Origin of the sequence: Chryseomicrobium aureum (genome assembly GCF_043182735.1) — a bacterium.
GTDB classification, from domain to species: Bacteria; Bacillota; Bacilli; order Bacillales_A; family Planococcaceae; genus Chryseomicrobium; species Chryseomicrobium aureum.
Map to the genome: position 1 here is coordinate 505,909 of NZ_CP171117.1, position 26,343 is coordinate 532,251.

Annotated in this window: 24 protein-coding genes; 17 read left to right on the top strand and 7 right to left on the bottom strand. The window is 43.8% G+C overall.

Going from position 1 to position 26,343, the window contains the following annotated elements; translation table 11 throughout:
- Positions 1 to 2: 2 nt before the first annotated feature.
- The gene (locus ACF3OH_RS02850) at positions 3 to 431 is read right to left on the bottom strand and encodes a hypothetical protein (RefSeq protein ID WP_392455728.1); all 429 of its coding nucleotides are present in this window, start codon (positions 429 to 431) and stop codon (positions 3 to 5) included.
- Between the two features lie 102 nt (positions 432 to 533).
- On the opposite strand from ACF3OH_RS02850, the gene ACF3OH_RS02855 reads away from it, so the two are divergent.
- The 10 genes from ACF3OH_RS02855 (at position 534) to ACF3OH_RS02900 (ending at position 13,847) form a co-directional block, all read left to right on the top strand.
- Positions 534 to 1,430: a MerR family transcriptional regulator gene (locus ACF3OH_RS02855; RefSeq protein WP_204590123.1), complete on the top strand. Its 897-nt coding sequence runs from the start codon at positions 534 to 536 to the stop codon at positions 1,428 to 1,430.
- A 93-nt stretch (positions 1,431 to 1,523) separates the two neighbouring features.
- Positions 1,524 to 2,300, top strand: coding sequence for an enoyl-ACP reductase FabI (fabI, locus tag ACF3OH_RS02860; protein ID WP_392455730.1), 777 nt, complete (start codon positions 1,524 to 1,526; stop codon positions 2,298 to 2,300).
- A gap of 118 nt (positions 2,301 to 2,418) precedes the next feature.
- On the top strand, positions 2,419 to 4,452 hold the full coding sequence (locus tag ACF3OH_RS02865; RefSeq protein ID WP_204590122.1) for a catalase: 2,034 nt from the start codon (positions 2,419 to 2,421) through the stop codon (positions 4,450 to 4,452).
- A 498-nt stretch (positions 4,453 to 4,950) separates the two neighbouring features.
- Positions 4,951 to 6,312, top strand: a complete 1,362-nt coding sequence (locus ACF3OH_RS02870; RefSeq protein WP_392455732.1) for an FAD-dependent oxidoreductase — start codon at positions 4,951 to 4,953, stop codon at positions 6,310 to 6,312.
- Positions 6,313 to 6,412: 100 nt separating this feature from the next.
- Positions 6,413 to 8,083, top strand: a complete 1,671-nt coding sequence (locus ACF3OH_RS02875; RefSeq protein ID WP_392455733.1) for an alpha-glucosidase — start codon at positions 6,413 to 6,415, stop codon at positions 8,081 to 8,083.
- A complete protein-coding gene (locus ACF3OH_RS02880) occupies positions 8,080 to 8,997 on the top strand; it encodes an ROK family protein (RefSeq protein ID WP_204590113.1) in 918 nt (305 codons plus the stop codon). The genes ACF3OH_RS02875 and ACF3OH_RS02880 overlap by 4 nt, the downstream gene beginning before the upstream one ends.
- Positions 8,994 to 10,100 (top strand): ABC transporter ATP-binding protein, encoded by a 1,107-nt coding sequence (locus ACF3OH_RS02885; protein ID WP_204590112.1) that lies wholly within the window; start codon positions 8,994 to 8,996, stop codon positions 10,098 to 10,100. Before ACF3OH_RS02880 ends, ACF3OH_RS02885 begins: the two co-directional genes overlap by 4 nt.
- Positions 10,101 to 10,116: 16 nt before the next feature.
- Positions 10,117 to 11,145, top strand: coding sequence for a LacI family DNA-binding transcriptional regulator (locus ACF3OH_RS02890; RefSeq protein ID WP_392455734.1), 1,029 nt, complete (start codon positions 10,117 to 10,119; stop codon positions 11,143 to 11,145).
- Positions 11,146 to 11,163: 18 nt separating this feature from the next.
- Positions 11,164 to 12,801, top strand: a complete 1,638-nt coding sequence (locus ACF3OH_RS02895) for an alpha-glucosidase (RefSeq protein WP_392455736.1) — start codon at positions 11,164 to 11,166, stop codon at positions 12,799 to 12,801.
- Between the two features lie 428 nt (positions 12,802 to 13,229).
- Positions 13,230 to 13,847 carry an NAD(P)-dependent oxidoreductase gene (locus ACF3OH_RS02900; RefSeq protein WP_392455737.1) on the top strand — a complete coding sequence of 206 codons (618 nt, stop codon included), beginning with the start codon at positions 13,230 to 13,232 and terminating at the stop codon, positions 13,845 to 13,847.
- 50 nt (positions 13,848 to 13,897) lie between these two features.
- On the opposite strand, the gene ACF3OH_RS02905 is transcribed toward ACF3OH_RS02900, so the two are convergent.
- On the bottom strand, positions 13,898 to 15,178 hold the full coding sequence (locus ACF3OH_RS02905) for a glucose-6-phosphate isomerase (RefSeq protein WP_204590108.1): 1,281 nt from the start codon (positions 15,176 to 15,178) through the stop codon (positions 13,898 to 13,900).
- Positions 15,179 to 15,321: 143 nt separating this feature from the next.
- Between ACF3OH_RS02905 and ACF3OH_RS02910 the strand changes: the two genes are divergently transcribed.
- Positions 15,322 to 16,041, top strand: coding sequence for a YebC/PmpR family DNA-binding transcriptional regulator (locus ACF3OH_RS02910; RefSeq protein WP_392455739.1), 720 nt, complete (start codon positions 15,322 to 15,324; stop codon positions 16,039 to 16,041).
- Positions 16,038 to 16,511, top strand: coding sequence for a hypothetical protein (locus ACF3OH_RS02915; RefSeq protein WP_392455740.1), 474 nt, complete (start codon positions 16,038 to 16,040; stop codon positions 16,509 to 16,511). Before ACF3OH_RS02910 ends, ACF3OH_RS02915 begins: the two co-directional genes overlap by 4 nt.
- Before the next feature lie 138 nt (positions 16,512 to 16,649).
- Here the strand turns inward: ACF3OH_RS02915 and ACF3OH_RS02920 are convergent, their stop codons facing one another.
- On the bottom strand, positions 16,650 to 17,066 hold the full coding sequence (locus ACF3OH_RS02920) for a DUF4395 domain-containing protein (RefSeq protein ID WP_204590104.1): 417 nt from the start codon (positions 17,064 to 17,066) through the stop codon (positions 16,650 to 16,652).
- A 153-nt stretch (positions 17,067 to 17,219) separates the two neighbouring features.
- On the opposite strand from ACF3OH_RS02920, the gene dapD reads away from it, so the two are divergent.
- On the top strand, positions 17,220 to 17,933 hold the full coding sequence (dapD, locus tag ACF3OH_RS02925) for a 2,3,4,5-tetrahydropyridine-2,6-dicarboxylate N-acetyltransferase (RefSeq protein ID WP_392455741.1): 714 nt from the start codon (positions 17,220 to 17,222) through the stop codon (positions 17,931 to 17,933).
- Positions 17,934 to 19,061, top strand: coding sequence for an N-acetyldiaminopimelate deacetylase (locus ACF3OH_RS02930; protein ID WP_392455743.1), 1,128 nt, complete (start codon positions 17,934 to 17,936; stop codon positions 19,059 to 19,061). It begins immediately after the preceding gene.
- 270 nt (positions 19,062 to 19,331) lie between these two features.
- Here ACF3OH_RS02930 and ACF3OH_RS02935 read toward each other — a convergent pair whose 3' ends face one another.
- From ACF3OH_RS02935 to aroD, 3 genes are all read right to left on the bottom strand, one after another.
- Positions 19,332 to 20,570: an ABC transporter permease gene (locus ACF3OH_RS02935; protein WP_392455744.1), complete on the bottom strand. Its 1,239-nt coding sequence runs from the start codon at positions 20,568 to 20,570 to the stop codon at positions 19,332 to 19,334.
- A complete protein-coding gene (locus tag ACF3OH_RS02940) occupies positions 20,533 to 21,462 on the bottom strand; it encodes an ABC transporter ATP-binding protein (RefSeq protein ID WP_392455745.1) in 930 nt (309 codons plus the stop codon). The genes ACF3OH_RS02935 and ACF3OH_RS02940 overlap by 38 nt, the downstream gene beginning before the upstream one ends.
- 90 nt (positions 21,463 to 21,552) lie before the next feature.
- Complete coding sequence (gene aroD, locus ACF3OH_RS02945) at positions 21,553 to 22,290, bottom strand: type I 3-dehydroquinate dehydratase (protein WP_392455747.1); 738 nt, start codon at positions 22,288 to 22,290, stop codon at positions 21,553 to 21,555.
- A 152-nt stretch (positions 22,291 to 22,442) separates the two neighbouring features.
- On the opposite strand from aroD, the gene ACF3OH_RS02950 reads away from it, so the two are divergent.
- Both ACF3OH_RS02950 and brnQ read left to right on the top strand, forming a co-directional pair.
- On the top strand, positions 22,443 to 23,231 hold the full coding sequence (locus ACF3OH_RS02950; RefSeq protein WP_392455749.1) for an alpha/beta fold hydrolase: 789 nt from the start codon (positions 22,443 to 22,445) through the stop codon (positions 23,229 to 23,231).
- Between the two features lie 185 nt (positions 23,232 to 23,416).
- Positions 23,417 to 24,763 (top strand): branched-chain amino acid transport system II carrier protein, encoded by a 1,347-nt coding sequence (gene brnQ, locus ACF3OH_RS02955; RefSeq protein WP_392455750.1) that lies wholly within the window; start codon positions 23,417 to 23,419, stop codon positions 24,761 to 24,763.
- 76 nt (positions 24,764 to 24,839) lie between these two features.
- Here the strand turns inward: brnQ and ACF3OH_RS02960 are convergent, their stop codons facing one another.
- A complete protein-coding gene (locus tag ACF3OH_RS02960; RefSeq protein ID WP_204590096.1) occupies positions 24,840 to 25,484 on the bottom strand; it encodes a GntR family transcriptional regulator in 645 nt (214 codons plus the stop codon).
- Between the two features lie 90 nt (positions 25,485 to 25,574).
- Between ACF3OH_RS02960 and ACF3OH_RS02965 the strand changes: the two genes are divergently transcribed.
- Entirely contained in the window at positions 25,575 to 26,294 is a 720-nt protein-coding gene (locus ACF3OH_RS02965; protein ID WP_204590095.1) for an SDR family NAD(P)-dependent oxidoreductase, read from the top strand.
- The last annotated feature ends 49 nt before the right edge of the window (positions 26,295 to 26,343 follow it).

Genomic DNA, 26,343 nt, shown 5'->3' on the forward strand with positions numbered 1-26,343 from the left:
AGTCATCCTCCTGTCTTGGTGTAAAGTCTTTGAAGCAGCCAAGCAACTAGCCATCCGTAGAGAAGGTGACCTGTCTGCCACCAAGCTAGCGCACTTAAGTCGGTCACTTCAGGTGTCCGATCTGAAAACCCTGTCGTTGGATAGATGATCAATCCAATGAGTAGTGCTGTTAACACTGTATACAAGAACGGCTTGTTCCAGCGTTTCCAAAGCCAGGCATAGATAAATGCCAATGCAAACGACACGACCATGTGGAAACTGATTTCAATCCACTCAGGGAATGTGTAATTTTTCAAAATCGGAAAATAATCAACATTTAACAATAGTGTATAAACTTTATCTCCTGTTAGCCATTCAATGAACTTGAAGTAATAATTTAAAACAAGTCCTGAGATGAGTCCAACGAGTAAAATACGGCCTGCTTTATCCATACATTCAACACATCCTTTACAACAATTATACAGAAAGATTGTTTTCTTCGTCAAATTATTGTATAATGTTATCAAATCAACAAATTGAAAGGAGGCCGACTAATGAAGGGAAATTATAATATCCAACAGGTCTCTGATGTAACAGGTCTGTCGAAACAAGTCATTCGGAAATGGGAAGAGAGGTACCAGCTCATAGAGCCCGAACGGATGGACAATGGGTACCGCCTTTATCAAGATCAAGATATCTCGACGCTTCTTCGTGTAAAACGTCTTTCTGAAGAAGGGTATACAATTAAACAAGCTGCGTTGCTTCTCGAGAAAGAACGCGAGGCTGAACAGGCGGGGAATCAAACTATTCCCGTTCCCGTTGTAGAAGAGTGGAATGATTATGTATTTAAATTACTTGAATACGGTGCAAATTGTGAGGAGCTCGAGTTAAACCGAACACTTCACCAAGCGCATCAAAATTTGGGACTCGACTTATTCTTAAGTTCCGTCGTTCTACCTTACCTTAGAGAAGTAGGGACGCGTTGGGAGAAGAAGCAATGGGATGAATACCAAGAAGCGGTCTCAAGTATGGTTGTACGCGATTTTCTTGTACAAATCCGCCGAAACTATCCGTACCGTGAAGATGCACCGCTCGTTCTTGGCGCATGTGTCCCGGGAGAATATCACGAAGTGCCTCTTCATATTTTGCTATTACAATTTATGGTCCGCGGCTGGAAATCGTTTATGATCGGCTCGTCACCAGCGCCTGGTTCCATCGAAGCATTGGTCGACCGACTAAAGCCGAAATTTGTTTTGTTGTCTGCTTCTACGTCAGTTCCCTTAAAGGAACATCCGGAAACTTTAGTGAACTTAAATGAATTTGCTAAAAAGCATCCAAAGGTCAAGTTCTTTGCAGGTGGGAGTGGAATGGAAACGTATTTGAAGACCAATCATCTGGACTCGATTCATTTTGCTCCAGACTTAAACGCTATTATTCAAGAATCCTTATAAAAGTAGAGTCTGTCATGTGATGACAGGCTCTTTTTTTTATGCTACACTCAAATTAGTAGTAGGTACTAATAACAGTTAACAATGGAGGTCGCTATGCGAGATTTGATCAACTTAGCTGGGAAGAATATTGTTGTCATGGGTGTTGCGAACGAACGGAGTATTGCGTGGGGAGTCGCCAAATCATTGTTTGATGTTGGAGCGAATGTCATTTTCACGTACCGTAAAGAACGGTCATTAGGAAAAATTCAAAAAGTATTAGAAAAACAAGAACGCGAAGCTGCGGTCATCCAATGTGATGTGAATGATGATGCGAGTATCAAGCAGGCATTCACAGAAATCGGTGAGAAGTTTGGTGTGATTCACGGCGTCGTCCATTCGATTGCATTTGCTCACGCAGAAGACTTACACAACAATTTCTTGCAGACGTCTCGTGACGGGTTTGCATTCGCACAAGACACAAGTGCGTACTCGTTAATTGCAACAGCGCGGGAAGCAAAGCCGTTCATGACAGAAGGCGGATCAATCATCACGATGAGTTATTTAGGCGCAGAACGCGTATTAGATGGATACAATGTGATGGGCGTTGCGAAAGCATCTTTAGAAGCATCTGTTCGTTATTTAGCAAACGATATCGGAAAAGACGCAATTCGTGTCAATGCAATCTCAGCAGGTGCGATTCGTACACTCGCTGCAAAAGGCGTTCCAGCTTTCAACGAGATCTTACATCAGATTGAAGCAAAAGCACCTCTGAAACGAAATGTTACACAACAAGAAGTGGGTGACATGTCTGTTGCGCTTCTTGGAGACACAGGACGCGGTGTCACAGGTGAGGTCATCTATGTAGATAGTGGCTACCACATTATGGCGTAACCTTATACAACAACCTATTCCAAATTCACTGGAATAGGTTTTTTTTAATGAACTTAGGGAACAGTAAAATAAAATAAAATAAAAATGGAAACGAAGTTCATTAAAGGAGGAAGCCCATTTGACCAATCAAGAAAAGAACAGTAAGCAGCAGCAGCTTGACCAGTTCCGTGTAAATGATCAAGACCAGGCCCTCACGACCAATCAAGGCCTCAAAATGGCAGAGGATGAATTTTCCTTAAAAGCCGGTGAACGAGGACCCACCCTCATTGAAGATTTTCACTTCAGAGAAAAAATGACCCATTTTGACCATGAACGTATCCCAGAGCGCATTGTTCACGCGCGGGGCGAAGGAGCGCATGGTGAATTTGAACTTTATGAATCATTAGAAGCCTATACAAAGGCTGAATTCCTCACAGATACATCGAAAAAAACACCCGTATTCGTACGTTTTTCAACAGTAGCAGGATCTCGTGGTTCTGCAGATTTAGCACGTGATGCTCGCGGATTCGCTACAAAATTTTATACAGAACAAGGAAACTATGACTTAGTAGGAAACAACATTCCTGTTTTCTTCATACAAGACGCAATCAAGTTCCCAGACCTTGTCCATTCCGTAAAACCAGAACCGCATAATGAAATTCCACAAGCGGCGTCTGCGCATGATACGTTTTGGGATTTTGTTGCGAACAATCAAGAGTCTGCGCACATGGTGATGTGGACGATGTCTGACCGTGCTATCCCGCGTAGCCTTCGTATGATGGAGGGCTTTGGTGTGCATACATTCCGTTTGATTAATAAAGAAGGAACATCCCATTTTGTGAAGTTCCACTGGAAACCAGTGCTCGGCACACATTCAGTGGTCTGGGATGAAGCCCAAAAAGTAAATGGGAAAAACCCGGACTTCCACCGTGAAGATCTGTGGCAAGCAATTGAAGATGGGAATTTCCCTGAATGGGAGTTAGGTCTTCAAATCATTTCAGAAGAAGACGAGTTCAAGTTTGATTTCGATATTTTAGATCCTACAAAGCTTTGGCCAGAAGAAGATGTGCCGGTGAAACTTGTCGGGAAGATGACGTTGAACCGCAATCCGGACAATTTCTTCGCAGAAACAGAGCAAGTCGCATTCCACCCGGGTCACTTAGTGCCAGGGATTGATTTCACGAACGATCCACTGCTTCAAGGACGCTTGTTCTCGTACACAGACACGCAGTTGATCCGTCTCGGCGGACCAAATTTCCACGAGTTGCCGATCAATCGTCCTGTTTGTCCGTTCTTCAACAATCAACGTGATGGCTATGGCCGCCAGACAATTAACGTCGGTCGTGTGAGCTATCATAAAAATTCATTGGCAAACAATACGCCACGTACGACACCGGAAGAAGAAGGCGGCTTTAGTCATTACCAAGAAAAAATTGATGCGCGCAAAGTTCGTGCTCGTAGTGAGAGCTTCAAAGACCACTTCTCACAAGCTACGATGTTCTTTAATAGTATGTCGGAAGTAGAGAAGAAGCATTTGATTGACGCGATGAGCTTTGAGCTAGGTAAGTGTAAAGAACCAAGCATTCGTGAGCAAGTCGTGGAGATGTTCAGTCATGTGCATATCGATTTAGCTAAACCTGTTGCGGAAAGTTTAGGTATGGAAGCTCCGACTGAAAAAGGTCCGTACTCTGAAAAGTCATCACCTGCACTTAGTCAGATGAACACAGTGATGAAGCCAGATACGCGGAAAGTGGCAGTATTAACTTCCGTTCATGCTTCTGGTGATGTTCAAGCAGTTGTGGATTCTTTGAAGTCGGCAGGCTTGCAGGTTGAAGTGATTGCAGAGCGTCAAGGGAAACTGGATGGTGGTCTAGAAATCGACCAGAAGTTCTTGACGGCAGATTCGGTTCTCTACGATGCAGTAGTAGCAGTAGCGGGACCGGAAGCTTCGAGTATTTATAAGAAAGAAGCATCCAACTTCTTACGAGAAGCATTTGATCATGTGAAACCGATCGGTTCTGCGGGAGACGGCAAGCAGCTACTTGAGCACCTTGGATTCACTGGGGAGCCAGGTGTCACGGATGATGTGTTGTCAGCATCATTTGTTGACGAAGTAGCCAAACACCGTTTCTGGGAACGTGAGCTTGGCGGCAAATCTAACAACAAACACTAATTACATCAGCCCGTCCGACGAAATTACCGTCGGGCGGGTTTTTATTTGAGATTGATGATGGTAATTAGTTTCCACAAAAGTGTGACAGACACCAAATTTGCGAATACCAAACTAAGTTGAGTGAAGTGGAGGGGCTGACTCCGGAGGGATTAAAAGCGGAACGTGAGACCCCGGAAGCGTGATTTTACGCTTAGGAGGCTCACGACGCGCCCTCGGAAAGCAGCCCCGCAACGGAACTCAACGTTTTAGTCAGTTGTCGGCTCTACATCTAAAATTTAGTTTCCATAACATGACTTCGGTAGAACAAATCAGATTTCGGTAGAATAGAAGTCCATTTCGGTAGAAGAAATCACAATTAGTGGAGAACAAATCTCCATTTCATCCGATGAACGTCCGCTCAGCGCAAAACTCCACACACGTTTTCACTAAATTGCCCACGATTCAGAAAGGACTAGAAGGGGTAGAGCTAGAATACAGATAGAAAAGGAGCGTGTGCATATGAAATACGTCATCATCGGGGGAGACGCAGCCGGTATGAGCGCTGCGATGGAAATCGTCAGAAATGAAGACAACCCAGAAATCACTGTGCTTGAGGCAGGTCATATTTACAGTTACGGCCAATGCGGACTTCCGTACGTGATTAGTGGAGAAATCGAAAAGTCATCAGATGTTATCGCGCGAAGTGTGGAAGAATTCCGGTCAAAATACGGCATCGATGCACGAACGGGGCACGAGGTACGTGAAGTGAACAGCGAGAAAAAAATTGTACGCGGACGCATCTTACATTCTCTCGAAGATTTCGAAGTCTCGTACGACAAACTCCTTATCGCGACAGGAGCAGCCCCTATTTGGCCGGACTGGGAAGGGATTTCACTAAAAGGCATTTATCCGCTGAAAACGATTCCGGACACAGAACGGATACTGACCGCTCTTCAAAAAGATGTGAAACGCGTTGCCATCATCGGCGGAGGATACATAGGACTCGAACTCGCAGAATCGTTTCGTGAATTGGATAAAGAAGTTCGCATATTCCAACGAGGGCCACAACTCGCGAACATTTTTGATTCCGAGATGGCCGAGCTAATTCTACGAGAAGCTGAGCGGAAAAATGTGCGTGTCCACCTAGAAGAAGAGGTTCTAAAATTTAGCGGAGAAGATGCAGTTGAAAAAGTACACACGTCGAAAGGAGAATACGAAGCAGACCTTGTCATAGTTGCGATTGGCGTAAGTCCCTCCACACAATTCATCACGAATGCCGAGAAATTGAAAAACGGAGCACTTCTCGTCAATGAGCGTATGGAAACAACTGTGCCAGACATCTACGCCGCTGGAGACTGTGCGAGTCATTACCATATGTTAAAAGAACAACCGGATTACGTACCGCTTGGAACAACTGCGAACAAGCAAGGGCGGATTGCAGGGCTTTCCATGATCGGTTTTAATAATGAATTTAAAGGAATCTTAGGAACGTCCATTATAAAATTCTTTGACCTCACACTTGGTAAGACAGGCCTTAGTGAAAAAGAAGCAACAAAACTTGGCATCTCGTATGAAACCAATACACGAATCGGGCATGATGTGGCTGGTTACTACCCTGGAAAAGAAGAACTGCATACAAAATTAATTTGGGAAAAAGAGACTCAATGTCTGCTCGGAGCACAAATTATTGGTGGCGCAGGGGTCGATAAACGAATTGACGTATTAACTGTAGCCTTGACCCAAAAGATGTGTTTAGGTGAACTGTTAGATCTCGATTTGAGCTATGCACCGCCTTACAATGGAGTATGGGACCCAATCCAACAAATTGCGAAACGTAACTGGAAACTTGTAAAACGCGAACATGACCATGAACCTTACTAAAGGGGCATGGTTTTTTGCTGTGAATTATTTTTGTGCAAGCGCTTGCATAATCATTTTGAAAGCAGTAGAATGAGAGAAAGAAAATGGGGGAGTGAATGTCGTGCAACAACAGCCATGGTGGAAAACGAGCGTCGTCTATCAAATTTATCCACGTAGTTTTATGGATAGTAATGGTGACGGAATTGGTGATATTCCAGGAATCATCTCGAAGCTCGATTACTTACAAGACCTCGGAATCGACGTCATCTGGCTAAGCCCAGTCTACGATTCACCAAACGATGACAATGGCTACGACATTCGTGACTACCGGGCCATCCATAAAGAATTTGGAACGATGGCCGATTTAGAACAACTGATTGAAGAAGCCAAAAAACGTGGTATCCGCATCGTGATGGACCTCGTTGTCAATCACACATCCGATGAGCATGCTTGGTTCACAGAATCAAAATCATCGCCAGATTCTCCTTATAGAGACTATTACATATGGAAGCAAGGAAATCCACCAAATAATTGGGGCTCTGTGTTCTCAGGTTCTGCGTGGGAACGCACTGAAGAGGATTGGCATTACTTGCACTTGTTTTCCAAAAAACAACCTGATTTGAATTGGCGCAGTGAAGCACTCCGGAAAGATGTCTATGACATGATGACCTACTGGTTAGACAAAGGAATCGGCGGTTTCCGAATGGACGTCATTAACTTCATCTCGAAACATGAAGACTTGCCCGACGGGATTGTCCATGAAGGCTCACATTACGGAGACGGCAGCCCCTACTTTATGAACGGACCTGTTATTCACACATACTTACAAGAAATGAATGAAAAAGTTTTAAAACACTATGACATTTTAACGGTTGGAGAAATGCCAGGCGCTACAACAGACGACGCGATTCTCTATACAAAAGAAGATCGTCATGAACTAAACATGGTGTTTACATTTGAACATATGGATCTTGATTCAGGTCCTGGTGGCAAGTGGAATTACAAAGACTTATACTTGCCAGACTTGAAACGAAACTTTGAAAAATGGCAACTTGCCTTAGAGCATGAAGGATGGAACTCGCTTTACTGGAACAATCATGATCAACCGCGTATCGTGTCTCGATTCGGAAATGACGAGGCGTATCGCGTACATTCTGCAAAAATGTTGGCACTCGTGTTACACGGCCTAAAAGGAACGCCGTATATTTACCAAGGTGAAGAAATCGGCATGACAAATATCCAACTGCCCGACATCTCGCATTATAAAGATATTGAAACACTCAATATGTACAACGAACGATTGGCTGCAGGGGAAGAGCCGGAAAGTATCATGAAGCGCATCTACGTTAAAGGACGTGACAATGCACGGACACCGATGCAGTGGACTCCACAAGGCGGATTCACAACAGGTACACCGTGGCTTGCGCAAAACCCGAACACGGCATCAATAAATGCAGAGCAAGCTGTGAATGATCCTGATTCTATCTTCGCTTTCTATAAAGAGCTAATCGCACTTCGAAAAAAAGAAGCCATTCTGACAGAGGGCGATTTTACTTTACTTTTGCCAGACGATGAAGAATTGTTTATTTATAAACGTAGTTATCAAGGCACAGAATGGTATGTGCTGGCAAACTTTTCACAGACGACTCGTACTGTAGCGCATGAAGAGTTACCACTGCCATCTACACAACACGTAATTGGAAATACAAAACTCAAAACTAGTGCACATGGTATCGAACTTGGTCCCTATGATGCAGTGATTGTCGAGTGTACAAAAGGAGAAGGCAAATGACACAAGTACTTGGAGTAGATATCGGCGGTACGAAAATTCGTTTTGGTGTCGTTACGACAACAGGTGAAGTTTTAGCTGACTGGACCATTCCGACACAAATTCCTCTTTATCCTTATTTAGAGCAGCACGTGAAGCATGCCATTTCTGACCATCCTGGAATCCAAGCAATTGGAATCGGGACGCGCGGAATGGTGGAACCAGGTACAGGCAAAATTGTTTTTGAAATGCAGTTAGAGGGCTGGGAAGGGACACCAGTGAAAGAGTGGCTAGAAGGCGCAACAGGACTTCCGGTCGCAGTAAACAATGATGCGAATGTAGCAGCTCTAGCAGAAGCCATCCTCGGTGCAGGGCAAGGGGCTCGTAACGTTGTAGCAGTCACTGTTGGAACTGGACTAGGTGGCGGGCTGATCTTTGACGGGAAAATCATGGACGGCAAACATGGGGGTGGCGGAGAAATCGGCCACATGCTGTTGTATCCACACGGAATCCCTTGTGGGTGTGGCAGACGCGGGTGCGCAGAGCAATATGTTTCCGGTTCAGCGATTCATCGTTTGATTCAAGAATATCAAGTCGTGCACGCGGACGGTTCTTTCGTCACACCACGTGAAGTGTTCCCGTTAGCATTACAGGGTCATAAACAAGCGCAACAAGTACGCGCGCGTTATGTGCAGGATCTAGCGCTCACAATTTCATCATTACAAGCCATTCTCGACATGGACGTGGTCGTAGTCGGTGGAGGTGTGATCGATTCAGCTGAAGTTTGGTGGAGTCACCTATTAGAAGAGTTAGAACCTTTGTTACTGAAGCCTTTGACTTTAAAACGAGCTCAATTTGGAAATGAAGCAGGCATGCTCGGAGCAGCTATGCTTGTACGCGACGCTGCGGCGCACCGCGAGAAAGGAAGTTTGGCATGACAACTCTTACACTAAAAAATATTACAAAGCGTTATGACAATAAAGTACAAGCAGTAACAGATTTTAATTTAGACATTGAAGACCGCGAGTTCATCGTCTTCGTAGGTCCTTCTGGTTGTGGGAAATCAACGACACTTCGTATGATTGCAGGTCTTGAAGATATTTCAGAAGGCGACTTCATGATTGATGGCAAGCGTATGAACGATGTGGCTTCTAAAGATCGCGACATCGCGATGGTGTTCCAAAACTACGCACTTTATCCACATATGAGCGTGTTCGACAACATGGCGTACGGATTGAAAATTCGCAAAGTGCCAAAAGATGAAATCAAGCGCCGTGTAGATGAAGCTGCAAAGATCTTAGGTCTTGATCCGTACCTAGATCGTAAGCCAAAAGCGCTTTCTGGTGGACAGCGTCAACGTGTAGCATTAGGCCGCGCAATCGTCCGTGATGCATCTGTCTTCTTAATGGATGAGCCATTATCGAACTTAGACTCCAAATTACGTGTTCAAATGCGTTCAGAGATTATTAAACTTCATAACCGCTTAAACACAACAACGATTTATGTGACACATGATCAAACAGAAGCAATGACGATGGCAACGCGCATTGTCATTATGAAAGACGGTGTCGTTCAACAAGTTGGTACACCAAAAGAAGTATACGACAATCCAGACAACATGTTCGTTGGTGGCTTTATTGGTTCACCTTCTATGAACTTCCTGACAGGTACAGTGGTAAACGGTCAGTTCAAAGTTGGCGAAGTACTGATTTCACTAACGGATGATCAACAAGCACGTTTAAAAGCATACGAAGGACAAGAAGTCGTTCTTGGTATTCGTCCAGAGCATGTTACAGATGATAACGGAGCTTACGATGTAACGCACGCACACCGAGTACCTGCCTACATTGAAGTGGCAGAACTTACAGGTGCCGAGCAGATTTTATATGCAAATTTAGAAGGGCAAGACTTCATTGGACGTGTAGATGCACAAAACGGTATCGAACGCGGCCAGACTGTGGATCTCGTGTTCCACATGGAGCGGGCACACTTCTTTGATAAAGAGACTGAACTACGAATCGGCGCAGTTGACACTATTTAAGAAAGAAGGAGTTCGCATGGCTGTAACGATTATAGATGTTGCACGAGAGGCCAATGTCTCTCCTTCCACTGTTTCACGTGTCATCGCCGATCACCCACGGATTAGCGAAAAGACGAAGAAAAAGGTACGGGAAGTCATGGAAAGTATGCACTACTATCCAAACTTCCAAGCACGAAATCTCGCAGCACGCACGACGCAAACTATTGGTGTCGTGATGGCAAACTCAGCGACACTCGCATTCCAAAACCCTTTCTTCCCGGAAGTCATCCGAGGAATTTCTACAACGGCACATGCTTGCAAGCTAGGTCTGTATTTATCTACAGGTGGTACAGAAGAAGAGATCTTCCAAGAAGTTGTCGCGATGGTACAGGGGAGAAAAGTAGATGGCATCATCTTGTTGTACTCTAGATTAGATGATAAAACACTCAATTACTTACGTGAGATGCAGTTCCCGTTCACGATTGTGGGGCGTCCATATGCATTTGAAGACCAAGTAGATTTTGTCGACAATGACAACAAAAAGATTGCACAAGATGTGGTGGAATATTTATTCGGGTTAGGGCATCGCGAAATCGCCTTCATCGGAGGAGATTTAGAGTTCGTCGTATCATCTGATCGTCTAGAGGGATACCGTGCGGCACTTGAATCGCATGCATTAAAGTATCAAGAACAATATTTTATCCACGACTTTGCTTTTGAGCAGGACGGAAAAGAAGCAATCAGACAGTTAATGACACAACAGTCACCACCTACTGCTCTAGTGGCGCACGATGACTCAGTAGCGTACGAAATCATTCGTTACCTTGAACAATTAGAGATTCGCGTACCAGAAGATGTTTCGATTATTAGCTTTAATAACCATGCCTTGTCAGAGCATGTAAAACCACCTTTGACATCAGTGGATATCAATATTTTTGAATTGGGTCTAAAAGCGACCGAGTTACTACTCGAGCGCATCAAACAACCAGAGAGAGAAGCGACCCATCAGTATGTGGACACGACGCTCATCGTCCGCAACTCCTGCCAATCTCTCAATACACGGTAGAAGTAAGTGAGGCACGTAATGAAAAAAACATGGTGGAAAGAAGCGGTAGCGTACCAAGTCTACCCACGCAGCTTTCAAGATTCAAACGGAGACGGGATTGGAGACTTGCAAGGTCTGATTTCTCGCTTAGATTACATTCAAGACTTAGGCATCGATATTATCTGGATTTGCCCGATGTACAAGTCACCAAATGATGACAACGGCTATGACATTAGTGATTACCAAGACATCATGGACGAGTTCGGGACAATGGAAGACTTCGATTTGTTGCTTGCGGAAGTGCACAAACGGGGCATGAAATTGATCATCGACCTCGTCATTAACCACTCATCGGATGAACACGAATGGTTCATCGAGTCGCGCTCTTCTAAAGAGAGTGACAAACGTGACTGGTACATTTGGAAAGACGGCAAAGATGGCAAAGAACCAAACAACTGGGGAAGTATTTTTGGTGGTTCTGCATGGGAATATGATGAGGCGAGTGGTCAATACTTCTTGCACTTGTTCTCTACTAAACAACCAGACTTAAACTGGGAAAATGAAGATGTGCGCACAGCTTTATATGACATGGTCAACTGGTGGTTGGATAAAGGAATCGACGGCTTCCGCGTAGATGCGATTAGCCATATCAAGAAAGATCTTACGTTTTCTGATATGCCGGAAGAAGAAGGCAAAGAGTATATTCAAGCATGGTCCAAATACATGAATGTAGAAGGTATCATGCCTTTCCTGGGTGAGTTGAAGGAAAAGACGTTTGCGAACTACGACATTATGACGGTTGGAGAAGCAAACGGAGTAAGTAGTGAACAAATCTCGGAATGGGTCAATGAAACCGATGGCAAGTTCGATATGGTCTTCCAGTTTGAGCATCTCGGACTTTGGGATGGCAACTCTTTAGATGTACTCGAGCTGAAAAACGTTTTAACGCGTTGGCAGCACGCCCTTGCAAACGATGGATGGAATGCATTGTTCATTGAAAATCATGACAAAGCGCGCATCGTTTCAACATGGGGGAATGACCAAGAGTATTGGGCACAAAGCGCAAAAGCTCTTGCGACGATGTATTTCTTCATGAAAGGAACACCATTTATCTACCAAGGGCAAGAGATTGGGATGACAAATGTTCAATTCGACTCGATCGATGACTACAAGGATGTGTCGGCGAAGAATATGTATCGTGAGCGGTTGGCAAATGGCGACACACACGAAGCAATCATGCAAGATCTGTGGCAGACGAGCCGCGACAATTCGCGTACGCCAATGCAGTGGTCAGAGGAGATGAACGCTGGCTTCTCTGAGGGGACACCTTGGATTGGTATGAATCCAAACTACACAGAAATTAACGTGGACCGCCAACTTTCGGATGAACAATCGATTTTGAACTATTACAAAGCGATGATTCGTTTGCGTAAAGAAAATGATGCTTTTGTTTATGGCGATTATGATTTGGTGTTAGCAGAAGATGCACAAGTTTATGCCTATACACGCACTCATGAAAACACTCGCTTCCTCGTTGTAGCGAACCTCACAGCAGAAGCAGCTTCCATCGAGAGCCTTTATGAGACTGTAAAAGATGCACAAGTTGTGCTTGCGAACTCTGACTCAGAAAGTCTAGATCTTGCACCGTTTGAAGCGCGTATTTATAAATTAGTATAAGGCAGCATGCTAAAATCAGTATTTTCTCTTGTGTACAGTTGAGAGTAAATACTGATTTTTGCTATGTTGAGCTACATTGCAGGGCTGCTTTCCGAGGGCGCGGCGTGAGCCTCCTCAGTGCAAGAACACGCTTCCGGGGTCTCACGTTCCGCTTTTGATCCCTCCGGAGTCAGCCCCTCCATTCCGCTCAACAATTCAGTCTGTAAATCCTATTCTTCAAGCCTAATTTATTCTTTATGTTATAGATTTTCTGTACACTTAAGATAATACGTTCTCCACATCTAGGATGGAATCGAGTTGCGCCTCCTAGAAATCCCGCAAGAAGCCATCGCGGCCTATGAAGCGAAGAGCGCTTCACAGTCCACGCTGTCTTTTCGCACAATTTCTGAACAGTCGGCTCCACATCTAAATTTTAAAGGAGGAAAACGATGAAACTCGCAATTTTCGGAGGCACAGGGCGTGTCGGGAAACAGGTCGTGGATATGGCGCTGCAAGGTGGCCACGAAGTTCAACTACTCGTTCGTACGCAGCAGGACTGGATGGATCAACCAGGAATTACTGCGATTGTCGGAGATGCTAAAAATCCCGAAGATGTAGCAAAGACAGTTCAAGGAACAGACGCGGTCTTTAGCGGCCTTGGTACAGATAAGACCACGACACTGACAGAATTCATCGAAGGCCTGATTCCAGCACTAGCTATTGCAGAGATTTCACGAGTCGTGACAATTGGAACAGCTGGAATTTTAGATAGTCGAACGACACCAGGTGTATATCGTTTCCAGTCTGGTGAATCAAACCGCAAATTGACATTTGCAGCTGAACAACATGCACACGTGTATGAAACGTTTCGTGATTCCGATTTGGACTGGACCATCATTTGTCCGACCTATCTACCAGATGGTCCGTTAACAAAAACGTACCGTACGGAAGAATCGATGCTTCCTGTAGACGGAAAGCATATTTCAACAGCGGATACAGCGCACTGTGCGTACACAGCACTCAGCGAAGGAACATTTAATCGTGTGCGCGTAGGATTAGCCTATTAAAAAACAGCATTTTTTCATCGTATCGATGAGAAAATGCTGTTTTCATTTTATTAAAACCCGGGTTTGTTCAACAAACGGAACATGTTCACTTTGTATTCTTCAACGCCTGGTTGGTCGAAGGGATTGATTTCTAGAAGATACGCACTGTATGCACAGCTAATCATGTAGAAGTATAACAAATACCCAAGCGTGTCTTCCGAGAAGTCCGGAATTTCAAGCGTTACAAGTGGCACGCCACCTGACAAGTGTGCTTCTGCAGTTGCTTGCTGGACGGCATCATTTACTTCATGTAGTGTCTTACCAGCCAAGTAGTTTAACTCATCGCTGTCGTTGTCCGCCAATTGCATCGTGATATCTTCTTCCACGGATGCCACTTTTAAGAATGTCTCAAACAACATGCGTTTACCATCTTGAACATACTGACCGAGAGAATGAAGGTCTGTCGAGTAGACGACGGATGCTGGGAAAATTCCCTTGCCTTCTTTTCCTTCGCTTTCCCCAAACAATTGTTTCCACCATTCTTGAATAAACTTCAAACGCTCCTCGAAAATAGCTGAGATTTCAACTGGGTAGCCACTTGCATACAAGTGATTACGAATCACTGCATATTGTATCGCAGGGTTTGTTTCTAAACTCACTTCTGCGAGCTCTTCTTCTGCGCGCTTCGCACCAGCAAGTAAATTTTGAATCGAATAGCCAGCTGCTGCAATCGGAAGAAGACCAACAGATGTGAATACGGAGTAGCGACCGCCAATATCATCTGGCACGACAAAACGTGCGTACTCTTTCTCTTTTGCAACGTCCAATAGCGCGCCTTTTTCAGCGTCCGTTGTCACATAAATGCGTTCTGCCGCCTCCGCACCATAGCGTTTTTCCATATAGTCTTGGAGGAATCGGAAAGCAATTGCGGGTTCCGTTGTTTTTCCTGACTTTGAAATGACGTTAACCGCGACTTCTTTTGAATCGAGGTAGTTCATGAGATTCTTCAAATAAGCGCCACTTACTAAATGACCCGCGAAGATGATTTCAACTTTTTCATTTGTTTTAAAAGGTTGTCGTAGCGCTTCAAGTACTGCTTTCGCACCTAAGTACGATCCACCGATACCGATGACAACTAATACGTCTGCTTGCTTTTGAATCTTTTCAGCAGTTTGTTGCAGACGTGCAACGAGTTCAGAATCAATTTCAGATGGCCAGTTTTTCCATCCTAAAAACTCGGCGCCTGCCGATGTGCGTGCATTCATTTGTTCAGAAATTGTAGTGATTTTTTGTGTCGTTTCCGGCGTAATGAGTTTTGAGTAATCCCCGGAAAAAGAGATGTGAACAGTCATTGAAAAACTCCCTTATTTATGTCGTTTTGCTCCTTCAATTATAGCACAGAAACGTGCATTTTGATGCGATTTCCTGGAACTAGAAGCATGCTGTGAATTCGTGTATAATGGGAGGCGACTGAATAGAAAGAGAGTGACAATTTATGGGACGTAAATGGAATAATATTAAAGAAAAGAAGGCTTCAAAAGACGCCAATACAAGCCGAATTTATGCTAAATTTGGTCGTGAAATCTACGTGGCTGCTCGTCAAGGTGAGCCGGATCCAGTTTCTAACCAAGCATTGAAAGTTGTACTTGAGCGTGCTAAAACGTACAGTGTACCGAAGCACATCATCGATAAAGCGATTGAAAAAGCAAAAGGTGGCGGAGAAGAAAGTTACGACGAGCTTCGTTACGAAGGATTCGGTCCTGGTGGCTCAATGGTCATTGTCGACGCACTGACAAACAATGTGAATCGCACAGCTTCAGACGTGCGCGCAGCATTCGGGAAAAACGGCGGGAACATGGGTGTCAGCGGTTCGGTATCGTATATGTTTGATGCAACAGCTGTTATTGGTGTTGAAGGAAAAACAGAAGATGACGTATTGGAATTGTTGATGGAAGCAGATGTGGATGCACGTGATATTTTAGGCGAAGAGGAAGCGGTTATTGTCTATGCAGAACCAGACCAGTTCCATGCTGTACAAGAAGCTTTCCGCGGGGCGGGTGTTTCGGAATTCTCAGTTGCAGAATTAACAATGCTTGCACAAAATGACATTCAATTAAGCGCAGAAGACCAAGCACAATTTGAAAAAATGATCGACGCAATCGAAGATCTTGAAGATGTTCGCCAAGTCTATCACAACGTGGATTTGAGCGAATGAAAAAACTAGTCGTGTCCATCTTGATTGTTGGGTGGCTACTACTGCCGATTCAAGCATTTGCAAACTTTGCAAGTTTCTTTGTCGTCTATGAAGATCATGTCTATGAATTATCAAGTGAAACTGTGGATGAGGTCGGAAAACAAATCGGTGAAGTCACCGAGTACGGAGACCGAGTTGAGTTCTACAGCGGGAATTTCTCCAATGCGTATGAAGTAGGAACGCCGTACTATGAGATTCCCGGAGTCGATCCTGCAGAGAAGATTGCGGTAGAAGAATCTCCAGGTGTCTATATAGTCGGAGAACGAACAGTTGAGTTTACGGGAGAAGCTGTTCGCGAAAGTTCATTAACGACTGAGTCCATCGGTTCAGTTTTTTCGTTTGTCGTTCTTGGGTTAATCGGTTTTTTCTTGTTTAGACGAATTTCATTCCGTAAAGGGAAGAAAGAAGAAGAGGAGCCTGAAGAAGAATAAAGAATGAAGCCCGGCTCTTACTAGGAGCCGGGTTTTTACTGTCACTGCACGTATTCAACACCATTCTCTGTATAGGACTCTACATAAAAGTTCCCACAAAAAAACTGCTGACCCCATTCGGTCAACAGTTCATGCTACTTAAGATGAGACACTCCGACGATATTTCCACTGTTGGTACTGAAAACGAATAAAGCATCCGACACAGAAACCAGCGAGTGCGATGGCAGCAGCTAACCCGACCATAATGCTCGCTGCAACGAAAATAACAGTGCTACCAGCAAGTCCCCCAGCAATCGCAGTTCCTAGAAACGCGACAGCCATAAATTGGTTAAAGCGAAGTTGCCCAACATCTTCTTGTACATACGAAGACAAAGGGTTTTTTAACAATTTCTTTGCCGGTGCTAAAATTGGGTGGAAGCCTGTTGCAAGACTGATTCCATTTGCGAGGAATGGAATGAGCAGTGGCCAAATAGACTGTATACTGAGTGCTGCCACGACAGCTAGCACGATGATCCATTGATTGAGAGTGACAAGAGGTTTTGGAATAGTTTTCATTTAAAACCCACCATTCTTGTATGAATTATAGTATTTAAATCATACATACAAAACGAAGAAATGTAAATGACTTTGCTCGACTTGTATAAAAATACGTGTACTATTAAGATTATTCTTGTACAATAGATAGTATTACTTTAGGGAGGTAGTGTAATGAAGCAATTAGATGCACATGAAATTATTTCGTACATTCAACACGCTAAAAAATCGACACAAGTGAAAGTCTATGTAAACGGGAATGATCTCGACAAACTTTCATTTGGTGACAATACAAAAGTATTCGGTCAAGGCAACTCGGTCATCCTTTTCGGTGAGTGGGCAGAAATTGAGCCAGCTCTAGACACTGCAAAAGCGCAAATCACAGATATCGTCATCGAAAACGAGAGCCGCAACTCTGCGATTCCGCTTCTTGACTTAAAAAACATCAACTCACGTATCGAACCAGGTGCCTTTATTCGTGATCAAGTACACATCGGCAACAACTGTATCATCATGATGGGCGCTGTCATCAACATTGGTGCATCAATCGACGACGGAACGATGATCGACATGGGCGCTATTTTAGGCGGCCGTGCAACAGTCGGGAAGAACTGTCATATTGGTGCAGGAGCAGTCCTTGCTGGCGTAATCGAGCCACCATCCGCAACACCTGTAATCGTGGAAGACGATGTTCTCATCGGTGCTAATGCAGTAGTGCTTGAAGGCGTTCGTATTGGAAAAGGGTCTGTCGTTGCTGCAGGAGCAGTCGTAACGAAAGATGTTCCAGAATATACAGTGGTTGGTGGAACTCCAGCACGCGTTATTAAAGAAATCGATGACAAGACACGTTCAAAAACAGAAATCATGCAAGAGCTTCGTCAACTGTAAATGACACATGAACTGATTCAGTTACGCCGCAAATTTCACCAGATTCCGGAGCGTGGATTTGAAGAAGTCAAAACGAAGCAGTTGATTGAAGAGACGCTTGCGACATTTCCACAAGACGCACTTGAAGTTTTTCACTGGAGAACGGGTCTAGTTGTAAAAATCAACGGAACAGCTCCTACTAAAACAATTGCGTGGCGTACCGACATCGATGGACTACCAATCGCTGAGCAGACGGGTCTCGAATTTGCGAGTCAACATCCGGGATTCATGCATGCCTGCGGTCACGATATTCATATGACGGTCGCTTTGCATTTAGTGAAGGCACTAGCGGAAAAACCAGCGCGTGATGACGTTCTTGTGTATTTCCAACCTGCTGAAGAATCTCCGGGTGGCGCGTTACCAATGCTTGAGTGGGTGCGTACGGAAAAGCCGGAACTTGAACCGGACGAGTTTTATGCCCTGCACATCGCACCGGAACTTCCGGTCGGTACAGTGGCGACGAAACCTGGTATTTTGTTTGCGAACACGTCGGAATTGTATATCGACTTGTACGGAACAGAAGGTCACGCCGCGTTTCCGCACCGGACAGCAGACATGTCGGTTGCAGTCGCCCATCTTCTTGTGCAGCTACAATCGATTGTCAGCAGGTCTATCAATCCTTTGGAGCCAAGCGTAGTGACGATCGGTAAAATGATGTCAGGAACTGTGCAGAACATCATTTCTGGACATGCTCGACTCGAAGGGACGATACGCACGTTTGATGCGGAAGTGATGAAGCAGATCAAGTCACGTATCGAGGCACTTGCACGCGGAATCGAGCAGTCATTTGATTGCCGTATCACGATTGACTATGGATCAGCGTATCACCAAGTCTATAATCATGAAGTGCTGGCTGGTCAATTTATTCAGTTTGCACAGCAGGATGCGACTGTCGATTTCTTGTTGTCTAAAGAAGCGATGACAGGAGAGGACTTTGGCTACTTCATTGAAGATATCCCAGGCCTCTTGTTTTGGGCAGGTGTTCAGTCCGAAGCAGGCCTCCATCATGCGAAGTTGAACCCAGATGAGTCCATGATTCCGCTCGTTGCGGAATTTGTGGAACGCTGGATTCGCGCGCGTGCATCCTAAGTAGAAACCCCGACCAAATTTGGTCGGGGTTTTTGTATTCTAGCAAGTACTAGGGTCGCCAACGGTTTTGTTTATGCCCTGATTCCGTTTTATTATGCCCTGGTGGAGGCCTATTGTGCCCTGGAAACTTCGCTTTGTGCCCTCAGTCGTATTATAGTAGCAAGGGGTGGTGTGGTAAAGTTCACACTACCCGCAAATCCACACATCGAACTCCTCCTCGTAGCTAGTATACGGAGCACGGCAAAAAAAAGAACAGGCACAAGGCCCGTTCTAAGTAGTAGTTTTGAAGACGGCTCTAAATTTCGACAAGATTCCGCCTGTTGTATAGGTTAAAACGCTTCGTTTATAGAAATGCATGGTGAAGAAGAACAATCCTACCACGGTTCCAGTGAGAATCAAGAAAGATAGGCCCGCTTCCCATACTGGCATGTCTGTTGCTCCGATACGAAGGGGCATGACCATACCGGATGAAAACGGTAGATACGAGAACACTTTTATGAGCATCGTGTCTGGATTAAATGAACCTGTAATCAATACGTAGAAGCCACTTAGTGCCATCATCATCGCAGGAACGAGTGCTTGGCTCGCTTCTTCTACTTTTGAAACGAGAGAACCAAGTAGAGCTCCGAAAATCAAATAGAACATCAGTGTCATCAATAAAAAGGCAACTGTATATAGCAGGTACGCACCTGACAAGTCCCCTAAAATATCTTGCACAATCTCTAATCGTGATCCACCATCTGCTACTAGAAGTAATAACACCGCAATAAGAGCGACAGCTGCCAGTTGCGTTAAAGCGACGAGCAATGTTCCGACAAGCTTCGCAAGGAAGTGTGTCGTCGGTTTGATTGTTGCAAGCAATACTTCAAGAACGCGCGATCCTTTTTCAGATGCAACATCTGAAGTGATCATTGATAAGAACGTCATGACGAAGAAATAAATCAAAAATCCAACTAGATAAGAAACACCAATGCCAGCTGCTTTTTCGGATTCACTTTTTCCGCTCGTCGCTTCTTCGTTCACTAATTCATACGCGACAAATGGTTGAGCACTGAGCACTTGCTCCGCTTGTTCAGGTGTTAAGTTCATTTGCTGAACTGCATAGAGCTTCCCAGCATAATCAAGCTGTGCAGAGAGTGTTGTTTGTGTTGTAAAAGATAACGGTTCGTTCGTGAAGATTGTAGCCGCGAGCTGATTCTCTTGATCCTGAAGAGAAATCACCGCATCCACTTGTTCATCGACCAATGCTTCTTTTGCATCTTCTAACGAGCCAGTCGACTGTAGCACTTCCATATCTTCAGTCGATTGTATCAATTCCCCAGCACCAGAAGCTGTCTCATCCACAATGGTCACCTGCATCGGTTCATCACTGAACAAAAACTCACTGATATCATTCCAAAACAGGACGCCTGCTAGAACAATCGCGTAGAGCGCAATCGTGAAGATGAACGATTTTGCTTTTACTTTTTGTTTATAGAGTTGTTTCACGAGCAGCCAAAACTTCGCCACTTGGTTCACCTACTTTCAGTTTAAAGATTTCATCAAGGGACAAGTAATCAAGACTGAAACGTTCGATATAGTTCCCGGCAGAAACAAAATCAAAGATAGACTGCGCGTAGGATTCGTCACGCAAAGTCAACAGGACATGGTCTTTTTTCTGCACTCCTGATGCCACTCCATCAAGAGCCAGCAATTGCTCAAGCGAATGGTCCGAACGAATCGCAAGTTTGATTTTGCCGTAGCTTTTCTTTAAATCCAGCAAGCTTCCTGAAAACAAAGATTGCCCGCGCTTTAATAAACACAAATGGTCACACAGTTCTTCGACATGGTCCATCTGATGACTAGAAAACAGAATAGTTGTGCCTTGTTCTTTTAAATGAAGAATTGCTTCTTTCAGTAAATCTTTGTTTACCGGGTCGAGACCACTGAACGGCTCATCCAAAATCAAGAATGCAGGTTTGTGGATAAAGCTCGCTATCAACTGAACTTTTTGTTGATTTCCTTTTGATAGCTTTTCAGCCTTTTCTTTACGTTTGTCTTCTAAATCAAAGCGTTCAATCCAGTAGTCCACTTCTTTCTTCAAGTCTTTCCGCTTTTGCCCGCGCAACTCTCCAAAGAAATAAAGTTGTTCCTCGACAGGCATTGTGGGGAAGATGCCGCGTTCTTCCGGTAAATAGCCAAGTAGGTCACGGTCGACGGAGTTCATAGGGTGCCCATCCCAACTGATTGTCCCTTTTGTAGTTTCTTGAAGATCCAGTATCATACGAAACGTCGTCGTTTTCCCTGCACCATTTTGTCCAATCAATCCAAACGATTCTCCTTTTGGAATGGTAAAGCTCAGTGCATCGACCGCTGTGAAATTTTGATAGGTCTTCGTTACATTTTCAATGACGAGTGTCATCACGTTCACTCCTTCCATAGGTGTTTTACGGTTTACGAAACAAAAAGTTTCAAAAAAAATAAGCCCAAAGTGGAGGGCTTACTAATTGTCTTACAGTAAAAGTTGTTTCATGAGCTCTACTGGCAATTGTCCTGGGGCAGATGGAGTGGAGCCTGCTGCAAACGTTGCAGATGATCCATAGTGGTGTCCACCGAGACGTGAAATTACACCGAGGTCACCCATCGACATTACAATGAACGGCCTGTCTGCGTACAATGTTTTCATTTGATCGGCTGCATCTAAGAGGCATAGTACATCATGTGGACGCTTCGGCATGACTGCGAGCTTCCCGATATCTCCGTTGATGAATTGCATTTCACGTAAACGCCAGATTAATTCTTCCTTTGGAGGCGTTTTTTCGAAATCATGATTTGAGACGATCACTTTTACACCCTCCGCATGAATGGAAGCGACAAGCTGTTTATTGTCTTCTGAAAATAATTCAACATCTACTAAGTCACACAGTTGGCTCTTCGCAATCAGCTGTAATAGATTTGCATATGCGTTGGATCGAAGTCTTCCTTGGCCACCTTCTTGAACAGTTCGATAGGTGACGAGGAGGGGGGAAGGGAAAGTGAGTTCACGGATCAGAGACAGCGTTTCAATAAGCTCGGCTTCTTCAAACGTTTCCATGAAATCAAGTCGCCATTCCCAAATATCCGGTTTTTTCTGAAGAAGGTATTCAATTTCAGCTTGTAGACGATCACGCGTAGAACTAATTAACGATACGATAATTTTTGGCTTGCCATGACCAATCGTAACACCACGAATTTCGACCAATTTCAACATTCTCACCTGCCTAGTTTTTCTTTTATCCTACCATACTCAACTATCTCAGAATAGGTCATTTGAAATAGAAAGTTCAGAAAATTTAATGTGTGAACTGTCCCGTATAGGGAATACAAAAAATAGAAAACGAAAATCTAGGAGGCGATTCATACATGTTTCAACGTGACACGGGTATTGCGTATAAAGAAGTAGGGACAGGTGAAGCTGTCGTGTTCATTCATGGTTTTTGTGGCAGTCGGTCGTATTGGAGTGCTCTGGAGGCCCCATTAAAAAATCATATGAAAGCCTATTATTTAGACTTACCGGGGCACGGGGAATCGAAAACTGTACAGTATTCTTCCCTTGAAGACTATGTGGAACTATTAAAAATGTGGAAAGAGAGTATTGGTATTAAGAAAATGACACTTGTCGGTCATTCGCTGGGAGGCTATTTAACATTAGCCTATGCAGAGAAATACCCTTATGATCTCGACAGTTATGTATTGATCCATTCCACTGCATTCCCAGATTCAGATGAAGCGAAAGAAGGACGAGACAAAGGATTACAGATAATTGAAAAAGAGGGGTTAGAGTCGTTTATTGACGGTCTCATCCCCAAACTATTTGATGAGGGGTTTGCTACACGTCACCCTGAAATTTTAGAAGAGACCAAAAAAATCGGATATGCTACGGATGAGAAGCAAGTAAGACGTTTTCTAAAAGCAATGAGAGATCGTAAAGATCGTAGGCAAGTTATCAATGAAGTGGATATTCCCCACTTACTTGTAGCGGGTGAAACGGATGAAGTTGTTCCGTCCTATAAAACATTTATTGGAGAATCCAAAAAGGCTACAGAGAGCTTGATTCGAGGAGCAGCACACATGAGCATGTATGAACGACCAGACGAACTAGCTGAAACGTTCATTCACTGGTATCAAGCAACCCGACAAGTGACAACTTAACGATAAAATCCCACTTGTAAAAGGAACTGGAAGTATTCTGGTTCCTTTTAAGTATGCAAAAAATTGCAAGGCTATGGTGAAAAGTATGAAAAGACTGAAAATGGTTGCTTTTTCGCAAATTGTCTAGTATTATCGAAACTTGAGCGAATATGAGATATATCAATAGAAAGTTGAGGGTAATTTTGATGAACGAACGTTTATCCTTCTCAAATCAATTAGTCATTGGCGTTATGTTATTTGCACTTTTTTTTGGTGCAGGGAACTTAATTTTCCCAGCTAGCCTTGGTCAAAATGCAGGAACGGCATTATTTTTTGCAGTTCTTGGTTTCTTAATTACAGGAATCGGTTTACCATTTTTAGGAATACTTGCAATGGGCTTTTCAAATAGTCGAAGCTTACAAGACCTGGCAGGTAAGGTTCATCCGATTTATGGAATTGTATTCACTGTTGCCCTTTACTTAACAATCGGACCATTCTTTGCTTTACCACGTACGGGAGCCGTAGCATATGAAATTGGTGTATTACCGTTTGTAACTGAATCGTTTGCTTCTACTGGATTACTAGTATTTACAATCGTGTTCTTTGGAATCACCTTACTCTTATCTTTAAATCCTACGAAAATCGTTGATCGCGTCGGGAAATACCTAGCACCTATCATTATTGTAGGGCTATTTGTATTAATTGCCGCGGCTTTGTTCAATCCAATTGGAACATTCACAGGGCCAAATGGTAGCTATGAAACAAATGCTTTCATGACAGGTTTTACTGAAGGGTATAATACAATGGATGCTTTAGCATCACTTGTTTTTGGTATTATCGTCATTCAAGCTATTCGTCGATTAGGTGTTACTTCGACGAAAGGTGTACTGAAAGTGACAGCAAAGTCAGGCGGAATTGCAGTTTTATTCCTAGGTCTTATTTATGCAGGAGTTGCCTACTTAGGGGCAACGACAACTGAACAGTTTGGTTTATTTGATAATGGGGGGCCGGTATTAAGTACGGCAGCTGATTATTATTTCGGAGCAGTTGGGTTAGCGGTCTTAGCGGTAGTGATCATCGCAGCTTGTTTAACGACAGCGATTGGTTTGACAACAGCTACAGCTGAATACTTCAATACATTGTTTCCAAAAATCAGTTACAAAGTATTTGTAGTGATCTTTATTATCATGACAACCGTATTTGCGAACTTTGGCTTGTCATCAATCATCACGTATTCAATTCCAGTATTATTATTGCTTTACCCATTAGCCATCACATTGATCTTGTTAACTTTTGCAGCGCCTCTATTCGGTCACCAACGCTGGGTGTTCGTATCAGTTACGGCATTCACGTTCTTGATTAGCATTATCGATGGCCTGAAAGGCTTCTTTGGAGAAGCAGCACCTTCATGGTTAGCATCAATCGTGAACGTGTATGATACAATCTTGCCATTCTATGGAATCGGACTCGGTTGGCTCGTACCATTTATCATTTTAGTGGTAGCAGGGATTGTCAGTGCGCCTAAGTCTTCTCGAGTAGGAACAGCAGCATAATTACAATAAAAAACAGTAGGTCCTTTGATTGAATTCTCAGAGAACCTACTGTTTTTTTGTCATGTCGTCTTACACTTTATAATTCTTCGAGTGTATAAAGCCAGTTGTCTGTCATAAGTGAGGCAAGTTCCTCAGTTTGTTTTGCTTTATACAAAGCAATCAATTTCGCATGTGTCTCAATGGAAGACTCACGTAAAATGATTTTCTCTGAGTAGAAAAGACGACGTACATGCGCTTGTAACATCTCAACGATTTGCGAAATATACGGATTGTTCGCCGTATCAATAATTAGTTGATGGAACTGTTCGTCGATTCGTAGAGCCTCTGTAAAGTTTTTAGCTTTCAAAGCATTTGCAAATTGTTGATTCGTCGCTTCAAGCTCTGCGATAATCTCATCTGTCATATGAGGTGCAGCTAATTCTGTCGCTAATGCTTGAAGAGAGGCAAGAGGTGGTAATAAATGATTAATGTCATCTTTTTGGACCGGTGTCACTTGTGTGGCACGACCTGGCTGCATCGTGACAAACCCTTGTGACTCTAAAAGCTGAAGTGATTCACGAATGGGTGTACGACTAACACCCAATGCTTGAGCTAGTTCAATATCATTTAATTTTTCTTCCGGTTGTAAAGTACCATCAATGATCCAGTTTAGCAATTGATGATAGGCATGCAATTTTGCCGTTTTACGTACGGGCTTACTCATATCTGATGGAATGGGCATGTCAGTACAATCCTTCCTTTATGGTTACAATGTAGTTCTATTATACAATATATTTGTTCGCAATGCGTAAGAATTGAGAGGAGTGTTCAGATGAAGACAGTAGTAGTGACAGGCGCAGGAAATGGGATTGGAAAAGGGATTGCCCAGCTTCTAGATGCCGAGGGGTACAAAACGATCTTACTCGACCACGATGAAAAGGCACTTCAAACACTGACAGCAGAGCTTGAAACTAGCACAGCCTACACTTTAGATTTACAAGATTCAAAAGCAGTGACGGCAACATTCGCAATTATTTTCAAAGAACATGGAACACCTTATGGTCTCATCAACAATGCAGGGATTAGTAAATTCAAAGATTTCTTCGATGTCACCTTAGATGAATGGCATGAAGTACTAAATACCAATTTGACCTCCACGTTCTTATGCAGTCAACTTGTAGCTAAAGAAATGAAAGAGTCAGGTGGAGTCATTATCAACATGGCGTCTACTCGAGCATTTATGTCTGAACCAGATACAGAAGCTTATGCCGCATCGAAAGGTGGCATTGTAGCACTGACACATGCACTCGCACGCACATTAGGCCCTTATCATATTCGAGTGAATAGCATCTCACCGGGGTGGATTGCAACAGCTGATTATGAAGAGTTGCGGGAAGTCGATCATGCACAACATTTGGCGGGGCGCGTCGGAAAACCTTCAGATATCGCACGGATGTGCTTGTTTTTACTAGATGAGCGCAATGATTTCATTACTGCGGAAAATTTCACAATCGATGGTGGTATGACACGAAAAATGATTTATGAGCACTAAGTTGTTTTAGGCGATTGCTGTTCGGGTATTCTTTCTAATAACTGATGAG